The 12,526-nt window shown below is 60.7% G+C and carries 12 protein-coding genes and 1 pseudogene; 6 read left to right on the top strand and 7 right to left on the bottom strand.

Annotation, left to right across the window (positions count from 1 at the left end; genetic code table 11):
- Both FY112_RS29595 and FY112_RS29590 read left to right on the top strand, forming a co-directional pair.
- Positions 1 to 947: MBL fold metallo-hydrolase (locus FY112_RS29595; RefSeq protein WP_246700772.1), on the top strand; the 947-nt coding region annotated here is incomplete at its 5' end.
- Between the two features lie 25 nt (positions 948 to 972).
- Positions 973 to 1,557: an intradiol ring-cleavage dioxygenase gene (locus FY112_RS29590; RefSeq protein ID WP_151519927.1), complete on the top strand. Its 585-nt coding sequence runs from the start codon at positions 973 to 975 to the stop codon at positions 1,555 to 1,557.
- Positions 1,558 to 1,801: 244 nt separating this feature from the next.
- Here FY112_RS29590 and FY112_RS29585 read toward each other — a convergent pair whose 3' ends face one another.
- From FY112_RS29585 to FY112_RS29575, 3 genes are all read right to left on the bottom strand, one after another.
- Complete coding sequence (locus FY112_RS29585; RefSeq protein WP_246700779.1) at positions 1,802 to 2,575, bottom strand: phospholipid methyltransferase; 774 nt, start codon at positions 2,573 to 2,575, stop codon at positions 1,802 to 1,804.
- Positions 2,572 to 3,210 (bottom strand): VTT domain-containing protein, encoded by a 639-nt coding sequence (locus tag FY112_RS29580; RefSeq protein ID WP_151519926.1) that lies wholly within the window; start codon positions 3,208 to 3,210, stop codon positions 2,572 to 2,574. The genes FY112_RS29585 and FY112_RS29580 overlap by 4 nt, the downstream gene beginning before the upstream one ends.
- 459 nt (positions 3,211 to 3,669) lie before the next feature.
- On the bottom strand, positions 3,670 to 4,521 hold the full coding sequence (locus FY112_RS29575; protein WP_151519925.1) for an SDR family oxidoreductase: 852 nt from the start codon (positions 4,519 to 4,521) through the stop codon (positions 3,670 to 3,672).
- A gap of 401 nt (positions 4,522 to 4,922) precedes the next feature.
- Between FY112_RS29575 and FY112_RS29570 the strand changes: the two genes are divergently transcribed.
- Both FY112_RS29570 and FY112_RS29560 read left to right on the top strand, forming a co-directional pair.
- Positions 4,923 to 5,846 carry an AraC family transcriptional regulator gene (locus FY112_RS29570; protein ID WP_151519924.1) on the top strand — a complete coding sequence of 308 codons (924 nt, stop codon included), beginning with the start codon at positions 4,923 to 4,925 and terminating at the stop codon, positions 5,844 to 5,846.
- Between the two features lie 1,002 nt (positions 5,847 to 6,848).
- Positions 6,849 to 7,322 carry a hypothetical protein gene (locus FY112_RS29560; protein WP_151519922.1) on the top strand — a complete coding sequence of 158 codons (474 nt, stop codon included), beginning with the start codon at positions 6,849 to 6,851 and terminating at the stop codon, positions 7,320 to 7,322.
- A gap of 767 nt (positions 7,323 to 8,089) precedes the next feature.
- On the opposite strand, the gene FY112_RS29555 is transcribed toward FY112_RS29560, so the two are convergent.
- Positions 8,090 to 8,482 carry a DUF1097 domain-containing protein gene (locus tag FY112_RS29555; protein ID WP_210384812.1) on the bottom strand — a complete coding sequence of 131 codons (393 nt, stop codon included), beginning with the start codon at positions 8,480 to 8,482 and terminating at the stop codon, positions 8,090 to 8,092.
- Between the two features lie 54 nt (positions 8,483 to 8,536).
- Entirely contained in the window at positions 8,537 to 9,274 is a 738-nt protein-coding gene (locus FY112_RS29550) for an SDR family oxidoreductase (RefSeq protein ID WP_151519921.1), read from the bottom strand.
- Positions 9,275 to 9,503: 229 nt separating this feature from the next.
- On the opposite strand from FY112_RS29550, the gene FY112_RS29545 reads away from it, so the two are divergent.
- A protein-coding gene (locus FY112_RS29545; protein ID WP_181018297.1) for an IS630 family transposase occupies positions 9,504 to 10,450 on the top strand; the annotation gives its coding sequence in 2 pieces (ribosomal slippage) (positions 9,504 to 9,842 and positions 9,845 to 10,450; 945 coding nt in all).
- Between the two features lie 30 nt (positions 10,451 to 10,480).
- Positions 10,481 to 11,344: a LysR family transcriptional regulator gene (locus FY112_RS29540; protein WP_246700771.1), complete on the top strand. Its 864-nt coding sequence runs from the start codon at positions 10,481 to 10,483 to the stop codon at positions 11,342 to 11,344.
- An 84-nt stretch (positions 11,345 to 11,428) separates the two neighbouring features.
- Here the strand turns inward: FY112_RS29540 and FY112_RS29535 are convergent, their stop codons facing one another.
- Both FY112_RS29535 and FY112_RS29530 read right to left on the bottom strand, forming a co-directional pair.
- Positions 11,429 to 12,244 carry an NAD(P)-dependent oxidoreductase gene (locus FY112_RS29535; protein ID WP_151519918.1) on the bottom strand — a complete coding sequence of 272 codons (816 nt, stop codon included), beginning with the start codon at positions 12,242 to 12,244 and terminating at the stop codon, positions 11,429 to 11,431.
- Positions 12,241 to 12,526: pseudogene (locus FY112_RS29530) on the bottom strand (winged helix DNA-binding protein); the annotation flags it as partial. The gene FY112_RS29535 and the pseudogene FY112_RS29530, both read right to left, overlap by 4 nt.

The following is a 12,526-nucleotide window of genomic DNA, read 5'->3' as shown; positions in this document are numbered from 1 at the left end:
CGGCCGTGACGGGCCTGATCTTGCCGACCGGCTTGGCCTTTGCGCAGGCTGCTCCCGCCGCACCTACCCCAGCCCAGAGTGGAAATGCTGGCCACTACCGCTTTCGCGTCGGCGACATTTCTGCAACCGTGTTGAGCGACGGGTTGATCGGTGGTCCTCCGCGGGTCTATGCCAGCGATGCGCCGGAGGCGGAGTTGCAGGAGGTTCTGAGACGCGCCTTCCTGCCGGCCGACCGCCTGACGCTCAATCTCAACACGCTTCTTATAGAGACGAATGGCAGGCGGATCCTTCTCGAAGCCGGAGCCGGGCAGACCATGGGACCGCAAGGCGGTCGCATCTTCGACAATCTGGCCGCCATCGGTTTGCGGCCCGAGGACATCGACGTCGTGGTGGTCTCCCACACGCATCCCGATCATGTGGGCAATCTTCGGACGGCTGACGGCGGCAAGGCTTTCCCTCGCGCGACGGTCTTTGCGCCACGGGCAGACTGGGACTTCTTCGTCCGCAACGATCCCGACCTTTCCTATATGCCAGTGCCGGAGGATTTCCGTCGCAATTTCGCAGCGGCCATCAAGCGAAGCGTCGAACCGGTCACCAACGGGATCGAGTTGTATGAAGCCGGCGCGGAGATCGTCCCTGGGCTGACCACACTTCCGGCATTCGGCCACACCCCCGGCATGGCAAACTTCCTTGTTCAATCGGGGGGCGATCAGCTCCTGCTGACCGCCGATCTTGCCTACCACCCGATCGTCAATGTCGATCGGCCATGGACGCCTGGGCCAGATCGCGACAAGGACACCGCACTCGCATCCCGCCGCCGCATCTTCGACATGGCGGCGGCAGACCGGCTTCTCGTTCTCGGCTTCCACTATCCATTCCCGGGTCTCGGTCGCATACTCAAGACAGACACGGCCTATGCCTGGGTCCCGGTCAATTGGCAGTTCTAATCCGGTGAGCAACGGAGGCCCCGCAATGACGACATCAAGGCGTGCACTTCTTTCGGGTTTTCTCGCCATGCCGCTGGTGCCACTATCCGAAGCGGTCGCTTTCGGACAGGAGGCGCCGTCGCTGCCGCTGACACGCGCCTGCGCCGACGGAGACGAGCCGACACCCGCCCGCGAGGCCGGCCCGTTCTTCAAGCCGAACTCACCTCTGAAGCAGGATCTATATCTGGAGGCGCCCCGCGGCGAACGGATCACCGTGGCCGGCTACGTCCTCAATGATCGCTGTCGCCCCACGTCGCGCAGCCTCGTCGAAATCTGGCAGGCGGACGAGAACGGCGAGTACGATCGTTCGGGCTTTCGCCTGCGTGGGCACCAGTTCGCCGATGAGCAAGGCCGGTGGTGGTTCAACACCGTGGTGCCGGCGCTTTATCCGGGACGCACGCGCCACTTTCATTTCCGGGTTCAGCGTCCGGGCGGAGTTGTCCTGACAACGCAGCTGTTTTTCCCAGGCGAGCCGGGCAATGCGCGCGACCGGATCTTCGACGAAACGCTGCTCATGACCATTAGCCCCGCTGGCGACGGTCAGTTCGCACGCTTCGACTTTGTGGTCTGAGCCATTGGTATCTCAGCCATCCAAACTCGCCGCGCCACCGGCTCCTCGCGGGTCGGAGCGGTCATCGCACGTCGCTTAGCGGCAGTGACCTAGCCGTCGTGCGCGCAAACGCGATCTCTCATGCCACTGGGCGGCGTCTTCGAAAGCCGCCGATCCGCATCGAAGGTCTGTTCTAGGTGGTTCGGTCATCCAGCCCGCGATGCGCAGAGGTCCGTGCATGAAGTCAAGCTTACAACAAAGGAGACTATTGCATGAGCGAACGGCAGAATTCCGGCTTCAGCCGGCGCGGCTTCATCGGTACGCTAGGCACGGGAGCCACCATACGGGCTACAACACCGTTCCTTTCCGGTGGGGCCAACGCCCAGGGCCAAGCGAGCGTGCCGGAGACGGCTGCCGCGAAATCCGCGCGAACACGAACGATTCCGAGAACGCAGCAGACCCTCACCACACTCGGCCTTGGCACCTTGACGGCTGCCGGAGGAATGTTCACAAAGGTATGGCCAATGAAATTCGCCTTCAGGCCCAAACGATCGAGCAGAGACCTTGAGATCGGGCACCGCGGGCCATAGGTGAACTGATAGAACGCGCCATCGGCGCGGAGGTGCGCAAACGCACCATCCAGAATCGAGAGGACTTTTCGAGGGGGCATCGAGAGCAGCGGAAGCCCGCTGATGACTGCCCCCGCCCGCACGCCGTTGAACAGAACGACATCGTGCAGCTTGGCCGCATCCATCCTGAGGATCTTTGCGTGTGGAAAGTACAAACTCAGCTTAGCGGCGAAATCCGATCCGAATTCGATGAGCGCCAGGTTTTCTTCGGCTATGCCTTTCGCGATCAGAGCGCGTGTGAACGCACCCGTCCCAGGGCCGAGCTCGATAACCGGGCCCATTTCGGGCGAGACCTCCGATACCATCAGAGCCGACAGCGCGCGCCCGGAGGGCATGACTGCGGCGACACGGAGCGGCTCGGAGAGCCAGGCACGAAAGAAGTGGAAGGCGTCGGCCGCTTTGCTTGTCATGAGCGGCTCTCCCTTGGGGTTGTTCGCCACCGGTACCGAGCGGCCACTCGCCATGTCAGCGCGAGCAGCGCCTCGGTTGCGATGAGGAGGACAAGCATCTTTATCGCCATGATCGAAGCGGTCATCCCAGGCGCTACCAGCACCGCAAAATAGCCGGCCGCGATGAACAGGCCATTCCATAGAGTGATGCCCAGCAAGGTCCCGCCGGCAAATCGACGAAAGTCCGCGTGAATGAGCCCGGCGACCACAGGTGCGATGAGGCGCACCGTCGGAATGAGTTGGGAGATAAAGATGAGGGTGCGCTCACGCGCGCGGAATGATGCGAGAGTTTTATCGATGCGTGCTGATGACAGGCCCGGCAAACTGCCAATCCAATATAGCAGCCGGATGGACCTGTTCTGTCCCACTGCGCGAACGAGCAGGTAGAGGGCAAGCGCTCCGCAAAAGCTTCCGGTCGTCGTAACGATGATGGCGACCGGGATGGACCAGGCGCCGTCGACAGCAGCAATGCCGATTGCAACCAGAACGCCGTAGGACGGCAGAGCGGGGATGAAGCGCTCCGCCAGTCCGACGGCAAACAGGCCGAACATTCCATATGTCGCGATCCAGTCGATGAGGCTTCCAAGCGGGTCCAAGGCGTCAAACCTCTCCGGTAACAGCTGGCGCACCCTGGCGGGTGATAACTGACAGTGCCTTCGGTTCGCAGAATCCCCTCAGCGTCTGGGCAGCGTTCCGGAGCCGAGCCGCGAGATGTCTCTCCCAATAGTGTTCGGACGCGGTATGATCGGTGATCCAATTCTTCGCCATTTTGGGTCCTTCGGTTCCGTGAAATGCTCTTCCGGCTGCGGCCACCGAAGGCCGCTTGTTAGCGTTCGCCTTCGGTGGCCTGAGGTCGCCATCGCTTCGGGGGAAGAGTGGCGACCTCTCGGACCCGCGGGAGTGGGGGCGGCTTCCGTGATCCGATTTCAGTTCGTTTTGGCTGGAGCCGGGTTAGAAGCAGATTGGTCGTACTTGACGGGGTGCGCTGCCTGCGCATCCCCCTGCTGGGGAACTGCCATGTTCGCTCATGCTCCCGAAGGTCATGCCCCCCGTTCTCAACCGAGGCCGCCATTCGCGAAGACGTTTTGACCGTCGATCCATGCGCCGTCCTGAGAGCAGAGAAGCGCGATGACGTTTGCAATGTCCTCCGGCTGGCCCAGACGTCGGAGAGGCGTCGCTTCAGGGATGCCTCGGAGTGCTTCCTCGCCATGCTGGCGCAGCAGCTGGGTGTCGACCGCTCCTGGTGACACGGCGTTGACAGAGATATTGCGGCCCGCCAGCTCCTTTGCGAGGACGCTCGAGTAAATTTCCTGCGCCGCCTTGGTGGCCGCGTAGGCACCCGTATATGCCGGCTTCTGGAGAATGATGCTCGAGCTCAGACTGACGATCCTGCCACCGTCACGGATGCGTCGCGCCGCCTCGCGCAGAACATTGAAACTACCCGTCATATTGGTTGCGATCATCCGATTGAAAGCATCGTCGGTCATCTGGGCAAAGGGACCGACATTCATGATCCCGGCATTGTTGACCACCACGTCCACGCCGCCATAAGCCTCGTCATGGGCATCGAACAAGGCCTTGACAGCAGCCGGATCTGCGACATCCGCCTGGCGCGCCATTGCACGACCCCCAGCCGCCTTGATGTCGGCTACGACTTGATCGGCCAGATCGCTATTGGTGAGGTAGTTCACCATAACGGCATAGCCATCGCGCGCCAGACGGCGGGCCGTGGCAGCGCCGATGCCGCGCGACGAGCCGGTGACGACGGCAGTCCGTCCGGCGCGAGGGGCGGTTCCAGCGCTGGCTTCGGAGGTTTGCGCCGAAGCTGTTCCGCTGAGAGCAAGCGCGGCCGGTGCGGCGGCTGCAAGCGCCATGAAGGTTCGGCGGGAGTTATCAGTATTGGACATCGGGAAGGTCTCCCTTTCGAGAATTGCGAGAGCTTGCGGATACGGCCGAGGCCGGCTCAGTGGTCAACGCCCGGAAGCTAAAGAACAACGCGCTTGGTTTGCTACGACACGCAGCAGCCGGGGCCGAAACCATTTTGTATTTTCAGCCGCATTCGTTCCGTTCGCAGCGATAGATACTGCTACCGGTAGAGTTTTGCTCTCATTGAACATCTATTGACCGCGCTGCTGTTTCTGTCATGTTGACTGCACTCCTCGCTTGGCTGGCACATTCAAGCTAGATGGAGTGTCCGATGATCAGAATGCCTGAACCATCAAGAAACTTGCCTATTCCTACAGATGGCAATACGCTAACGCGTGACGGCCGTGTTTTGACCGGGCCTCAAAACGAACCGGAGGCTCGAATGTCGTCATCGCTTCTTGCGGCGGTCACCGCCTATATCGAAGAACAGGGTGGCGGGCAGGGCCTATTTCCGACGCAGATAGAAGGCTTCAACATCATCCGGTCTTTCCAGGCGATGATGCCGATGCGGGCGCTTTACCGGCCGTCACTTTGTGTCGTGCTCCAGGGCGCGAAGGAGATTCACTTCGGAGAAGACCGGCTGGACTACGGCGCGTTGGAATGCCTGGTCGTGAGCGTGGAGCTTCCGGCGAAGGGTCGGATCGTAGAGGCAAGTCCTGAGGCGCCTTATGTCGGTGTCACCATCGACTTCGACGTCGCCACGATGCGCGAGGTTCTGGAGCGGCTGGATACCCCGCCAGTCCCGGCTTCAGATCCTGGACCTTGTGTTTTTGTGGGCAAGGTCGACGAACCATTGGCAGAGTGCCTCCTGCGTCTGATCCGGATGACGAAGACACCGAAGGCAATTCCGATCCTTTATCCATCGGTGATGCGCGAGATTTGCTACTGGTTGCTGAGTGGGCCGCATGGCGCTGAACTCTGCAAGCTGGCGCTACCGGAATCGAATATCGAGCGCGTAGTGAAAGCCATATCCATGCTGCACGTGAACTTCGCGCAGACTTTGCGGATCGAAAAATTGGCAGAGATTGCTCGGATGAGCCCGTCGTCGTTCCACCAGCACTTCAAGGCGCTGACCTCAATGTCCCCGCTTCAGTTCCAGAAACAACTGCGCCTTCTCGAGGCCCGACGCCTGATGGTGGCGGAGGCCGCAAACGTGGCGGAGGCTGCTTACCAAGTCGGTTACGAAAGCGCTTCGCAATTTAGCCGCGAATATTCCCGGACGTTTGGGGCCGCGCCAAAGCAGGACGTCATGAACCAGCAGCGCCTGCATAGCAAATATGCCAGCCGGAAGGTGCAAACTGCGTAGTTTGTAAATCGTGTGTTCAAGAGGGCGCTCTTTTGCAGTTTTTGCTTGGAGTGACCTTCTTGATGCGAGCAAGCAAATGCCACCGGTGCTGGGTTTTCCTCCGGTATCGCCAAAGGGCTTTCGCCATGAAAGCTTTTCCAGCGCGGCTTGGCAGAAATGGGCGCGTAGCTTCGGGGCGCAATGCTTAGTAGTGTCCGGAGCGATTTCACCACAGCGTTCTGATCGCCTATCGAGGGCAATGAACGATAGAGAGCAGAGCCTGATATGGCCCTTCAGAGAAGGTGGCTGGTCAGGCGGAACGGCCCGTCGCGATTCAGATAAAACAATCGCCGGCCTCAGTTGAACCGCTGCGTCAATATCATTCGATCCCAAGCCAAAGGAAATATGGCTTTGCGGTTTTAACAACCACAGCACGGATACATGGGCTTCCGGACGATCGCGAGGAAATCACGGATGATAGCGCATGGAGCGTGCAGCATGGCCGCTGTACCATCAGCTGCAAAAACCGTGCGCACCATCGCAACATTGAAAGGACAGCGTCATGTTTAAACGGATTGGTCGCAGGGTGTTGGGAACTGTGTTTGGCTTCTTAGCGCTCACGGGGATCGTGTCCGCACACCATGGCGTCACAGGTAGATATGACGCTTCTGCGCCGATCATATTACATGGGACCATCACTGCGGCGACGTTCAGCCCGCCTCATCCTGTCTTCACGGTCCTTGTTGAGGCCAGAGAACTCCCCGCAATGGCACTCGGCAGACCAGGGGAGTATTTCGGGCCGCTCAGGACCCGTGCGGAGGATGTTGGCGTAGAACGCGACGTCGAGCTTTCTCCCGTGCGCCTGTTTTACGATCTGGCCAACAGACTACGAGTTGGGGATCAGGTTACCATCGTTGCCCTACGCAACTGCCTGTCTCCTCATCAATTACGCAGCACCTGGTTGCGGCTGCCGGAAGGCGAGGTCGTATCCTACACCGGGGACTGGGCGCCGGGAGTAGATGGATGCAACTGAGTGAAGCGTTTCAATGGATCGAGGCGTTACCGCTCGTTCGGATGATCGTAACTGCTCCCGGTCTCTATCCGGCAATCTCGGCGCTGCACATCCTGGGTATCGCACTGCTCGTGGGCTGCATCGTCACTGTCGATCTTCGCCTACTTGGCGTTTTCAGCGCAGAGCTGGACGAGGCGCTTCCGGGCCTTATACGGGTGGCGCTGGCCGGGTTCGCGATCGCCGCGACGACTGGACTGCTGCTCGTTTCGGTCCGGATCGGAAACTATGCGTCCAACCTGGCCTTTTTGACAAAGATGGCAATCCTGTCGATCGCTGGGACGAACGTGGTGGTTCTGCGCCTGGGTGTGGGTTCTGCCGATGTGAGGTATGGGCTGGGAACAGTCCGTGGTCGCCTCGCGGCCGGTCTGTCTCTTGCCCTTTGGACCAGCGCGGTGTTTTCAGGTCGCTGGATCGCATTCATATGAAAACGCCAGAAACCCGAAGCCTGACGGATTTTGCTTTCTGCCAGACGCAGTCGATGTTCGTTTACGGGGCAGCTGGCATCAGTGTGGGCGACCGCACGACACTCGACTGCGCGATACCTCTAAGCAGTGCGCCGATCGCAGCGGCCGGGGGGCCGAAAATCAGCGGTCTTGCGCCATGATTCATTATGCCGAACATATCGAGGACGTCCTGGCGGCATGGCTTGAGCAACGCTCCGCTGGAAGCAGGTTTCGATCGACCCTTTTCAGACACGGCCATAATTCTCCTCGCCGGGAGCCGGCCGTGCCGCGTCGGTGACGGTAAGCTTATGGCTACACACCGGGGAGCCCCGCTTATAGAAAAGAGCGCGCGACTTTGAAAAGATGAAGCCGCCGCAGTACGCGTCGCCGTAGTTGGAGAATGGCAGCAGGTGCGCGCCGAGGTCCTGTGGGCAACGGGCTGGTTGGTGGTGGCCTGCCCAACGGAAGTACCAACGCTGGCGGCTTCGATATCCGAGGGCATTCGCTGCTCAAGCAATAACCCGGTAGGTGCTGCGCTGATCCTCCTTGCGAATATGCCTGAGGTATCGGGGCGCCACTTGCTCGCGTGTTGCGTTCGATGCGTCGGCCAAACTAAGCCGTGACGATGCTCCGGATTTTCTTCTCCACCGTCTGAACAACCCATCCCGCGATCGAACCGATTGCGGTGGCGCTTCCAAGCTTCGCGATTGAAGAAAGCTCCGGCTCGAGGTGTGCGGCGAAGAAGGTGATCAGCCCAATGAAATAACCGAGCAGGTTGCTGAGGACCGGAAGGCCGCGTGTCGAAATGACGGAAGCGCCACGCACAACACGACCACGGGAAACGCCACGCTGCCAAGGGTCGGTGCGAGCAACGGCACCGCCAGTATGGCAGCTGCGCCGACGCAAAGTCCGAGTACCGTGCAGACCCAGGTCTGGAAGCCCTCAGCGGCAGAAGGACGGCGCGTAAAATAGGCAACCCAGCCCATGAACATCGCCCACGGCGGAAGCGTCAGGAGCAGACTTGTCTGGGCAGCGGTCGCAGCTGTCAGCGCCGCCGTGAGGGTCAGTATGATATAAAGCCAGGTGCCTGTGTTGCGGGCGCCTTGTGCGGTGGACGCAGTCGTGTTGGTTTCATGTGACATCTCTTGATCTCCTCAATCTTTCTGATTGTCGATGTTTGTGGCTCGCAGATGGATTCAGCACATCCCGCCGTTTGCTCGCAGCGTCTGGCCATTCACCCAGGCGCCTTCCGACCCTGCCAAAAACGAAACCACGCGGGCGATATCCTCGGGTTGACCGAGCCGCTCGAGCGGGTTCATCTTGGCCATCCGTTCGATGAGCTCGGGGCTCTTCCCGTCGAGGAAGAGATCCGTGGCGGTTGGGCCGGGCGCAACGGCATTCACCGTGATTCCTCGGCCACGCATTTCCTGCGCGAGCACCTGCGTCAGCCCTTCCACCGCGGCCTTGGTCGCGATGTAGACGCCATAGGACGGGAGACGCATGCCGATGACGCTGCTGGACAGGTTGATGATGCGTCCGCCCTCACGCAGCCGCTTGCCGGCCTCGCGAGCGACGTTGAATGTGCCTTTGAGATTGATCGCGATGGTCTGGTCGAAGGTGTCGTCGGCGAATTCGACGATCGGCGCGAGCCGCATGATGCCGGCATTATTCACGGCGACGTCGATGCCACCGAAGGACCGCTCGGCTGTATCGAACATTGCCGCAACCGCCGCAGGGTTGGAAATATCTGCCTGAGCCGTGATCGCTTCACCTCCTGCGGCTGCGATCCTGTCGGCAAGCTCCTGCGCGGATCCGGCGTCACGCGCGTAGTTCACGACAACCTTGAAACCGTCGCCTGCGAGACGCTGGGCAATGACAGCACCGATCCCGCGGGAAGAGCCCGTAACCAGGGCCACCTTGTTAGTTTCGCTCATGACTTCTGCCTTTCCTGATATGCCGCACAGCGGCTGACAGGAAATTTAGCGGTTCCCAGCCGATAAAAATAATGCATACTCGTCATCGCAATGATGACTAAAAGTATGTCCAATGAGCTTCGATAGCCGGCTGCTAGAGCGGTATTGTTTTAGTCGGAATCGGAATAGGGATTCCCTTTGCGGTGCAAATCAGATTCACCATTCTGGCCGGTAAAGGAGGCCGGCCTGGATGGCGAGACCTTTTTCAGATGATCTTCGTGAGCGCGTTGTTGGCGCAGTAACGCGCGAGGGCCTGTCGTGCCGAGCGGCGGCCAAGCGCTTCGGCATTGGCGTCAGCACCGCGATCGATTGGGTCCGGCGCTTGCGCGAGACGGGCAGCGCGGCCCCTGGCCAGATGGGCGGCCACAAGCCACGGGCGATCTCAGATGAGCATCGGGTCTGGCTGATCGATCGCTGCCGCGCACAGGCGTTCACCTTGCGCGGGCTGGTGGCGGAACTGGGAGAGCGCGGCCTGAAAGTGGATTACAGCGCCGTCCGGACCTTCGTGCATGAGGAAGGGCTGAGTTATAAAAAAAGACGTTGGTCGCCAGCGAACGCGAGCGGCCCGATGTCGCCGCCCGGCGGGCACGCTGGCTGAAGCATCGCCATCGCATCGATCCATCTCGCCTCGTCTTCATCGATGAAACCTGGACGAATACGAATATGGCGCCGCTCAGGGGCTGGGCACCGCGCGGCGAACGGCTGTTGGGCCATGCGCCCTTCGGTCACTGGAACACGATGACCTTTGTCGCAGCCCTCAGGGCCGACCGCGTCAGCGCACCGTGGATCATCGACGGCCCGATCAATGGCGAACGCTTCCTGATCTATGTCGAAAAGGTGCTGGTGCCTGAGCTCAAGCCGGGCGACATCGTCGTCATGGATAATCTCGGCTCGCATAAGGCCAGAACGATCCGCGCCGCCATCCGCAAGGCCGGCGCCCGATTGTTCTTCCTGCCGCAATACTCTCCCGATCTCAATCCGATCGAAAAGCTCTTTGCCAAGATCAAGCACGAGCTGCGTAAGGCGCAGGCCCGAACCCGACAGGCTGTCGACGACGCGCTGGCAGCCACCCTTCAAACCGTCTCGCCGAAAGAGTGCCAAAACTACTTCAAGGAAGCCGGATATGAACGGACATAAAACAATCCCGCTCTAAGCGGAATAGGGGTCGTGGTCGCCGTGGTTGAGGCAGGTAGCTTTGCGCGTGCGGGTGAGGCGATGGGGCTGACCCAACCCGCGGTGAGCCGCGCCGTTGCGCGTTTGGAAGAACGCGTGGGCATCCGCATCTTCAACCGCACCGCCCGGGCGATTTCGCTGACCGACGAAGGACGCCGGTTTTACGAAGCCGTCGCGCCGTTGCTTGCTGGCATCGAAGAAGCGGCGGTGAGCGCCGGCAAGAGCAAGGCGATCGTGCGCGGACGACTGCGCGTGAACGTCGATGGAACCTTCGGCCATTACGTTCTTGCGCCCCGGCTAGGGGCATTTCTGGATCGCTACCCCGAGCTCTCCGTCGAGATCAGCGTCAGGGACATCATGGGCGATCTTGTCGCCGAGGGCGTTGACGTCGCCGTCCGGTTCGGGACGCCTGAGCCGTCCTCGCTAAAGGCTCGCCTGTTGCTGGAGACGCGTGTCTTGACATGCGCTTCTCCGGCATACGTCGTCAGGCACGGCACGCCGACGCACCCCGAGCAGCTCGCACAGGACCATCAGTGCCTGCTGATCCGCGATCCAACGACGGGCCGTCCGTTTGAATGGGAATTCCAATGCGGCAAGAAGGTCGTCCCGCTTGCCGCGTCCGGCCGCCTGATGGTCAACGATACGGGTTCGCTTCTCGGCGCATGCATGGGCGGTACCGGGGTTGCGCAGTTGCTGGAAATCTATGCCAGGGATCTGATCGCACAGAACAGACTCGTGCAACTGCTGCCGGACTGGGCCGACGAAATCTTCCCCCTCTACGCGTTTCACCACAGCTCGAGCCTGGTTTCGGCCAAGGTGCGGGCATTTCTGGATTTCGTCCGGGGCCTGGCGTCATAGCTGGAGATATGTCCGAGCATGCTGGTCGGAGGCAGTCTCGCTCTTAACCAATGCAGGCCCATCACAGTCGCCGCCGGGCAGCCATCACATCAGGTTCTCCTGCGCCGCCTGATGGATTGTTCTCACGTCTGGCTTGAACCCAAGACTGCGGGCGAGCGAGACATCCATGTGGAGGTGCCATGGATTCCCGAGCGGCGCCAGCGATGGTTCCATTGTTCCGCCGACCAGGGCGACAAGCTCGTAGATCGAGGTCGGCGCCTCATCGGCGATGTTGACGATGCGCCCGTCCATTGCTCCGGTCAGGGCGAGGTTCATGGCCGTGGCGATGTCGCGATGATGAACCATGCTCATTCTCTGCGCAGGATGCATTTTGAAACTGGTGACCAATCGAGGCAACTCTTCGAGATGTCCGTCCTTGTCGCCATAAACGAAACCGAACCGCTGGATCGACCAGTTCAGCCCGCTTTCGCGCAGCGCGTTCTCGGCGGCGAGCTTGCTGGCCGGATAGGCCTGTTGCGGGTTGGCCGCGTCGTTCTCGCGGCCAGGGCGCGGGCTGTCCGCGTCATAGACATTGGACGTGCTCGCCATGATGAAACACGCCTCGGGCGCACGCGCTTTTGCCGCGGCAATGAGGTTAAGCGTCCCTTCGAGGTTGCTCTTCCAGATCAGGTCGGTGTCTGGCGTTCGAAAAACCGCGGCGAGATGGATGATCGCTGATACGCCCTCCACCGCTCTCATCAGAGAAGCAGGATCGAGAAGATCGGCTTCCACCGCCTTCACACTGGCGGGCGCCTCTCTTCCTTCGCGCATGAGCGCGCGGCAATTCCACCCTGCTTCGACAAGGCGCGGAAGAAGACGGGCTCCGACGAGCCCTGTTGCGCCGGTTACCAACACTGTCATGGATGGGTTCCTTTCTGCAGAAGATTTTCGAGTCGATCTGTCGCGGTCTGGAGGACCCTGACCGCGGTCGCAATGTCGGCGTCGTCGATGCCGTCGAACGCAACCGAGCGGATGAAAGAGAGATCGGGCAGCTCGGTCCACAACTTCGCGCCAGTGGCGGTGATGCGCAGAAGCTTCTGGCGCTGATCAACTCGGTCGGGCTCTTGCTCGACGAGACCTTTGCGCACGAGCGTTGCGACGATCCCGGTCATTGTCGCGCGTTCGATCGCAAGTAACCGCACG

Origin of the sequence: Rhizobium sp. PEPV16 (assembly GCF_008919455.1) — a bacterium.
GTDB classification, from domain to species: Bacteria; Pseudomonadota; Alphaproteobacteria; order Rhizobiales; family Rhizobiaceae; genus Rhizobium; species Rhizobium leguminosarum_Q.
This window is presented reverse-complemented; position numbering and strand designations above follow the sequence as displayed.

Excerpts from the sequence above, each read along its gene's own strand:
- FY112_RS29590 (WP_151519927.1), top strand. The coding sequence starts at position 973 with ATGACGACATCAAGGCGTGCACTTCTTTCGGGTTTTCTCGCCATGCCG.
- FY112_RS29585 (WP_246700779.1), bottom strand. The coding sequence starts at position 2,575 with ATGACAAGCAAAGCGGCCGACGCCTTCCACTTCTTTCGTGCCTGGCTC.
- FY112_RS29575 (WP_151519925.1), bottom strand. The coding sequence starts at position 4,521 with ATGTCCAATACTGATAACTCCCGCCGAACCTTCATGGCGCTTGCAGCC.
- FY112_RS29570 (WP_151519924.1), top strand. The coding sequence starts at position 4,923 with ATGTCGTCATCGCTTCTTGCGGCGGTCACCGCCTATATCGAAGAACAG.
- FY112_RS29560 (WP_151519922.1), top strand. The coding sequence starts at position 6,849 with ATGCAACTGAGTGAAGCGTTTCAATGGATCGAGGCGTTACCGCTCGTT.
- FY112_RS29555 (WP_210384812.1), bottom strand. The coding sequence starts at position 8,482 with ATGTCACATGAAACCAACACGACTGCGTCCACCGCACAAGGCGCCCGC.
- FY112_RS29550 (WP_151519921.1), bottom strand. The coding sequence starts at position 9,274 with ATGAGCGAAACTAACAAGGTGGCCCTGGTTACGGGCTCTTCCCGCGGG.
- FY112_RS29535 (WP_151519918.1), bottom strand. The coding sequence starts at position 12,244 with ATGACAGTGTTGGTAACCGGCGCAACAGGGCTCGTCGGAGCCCGTCTT.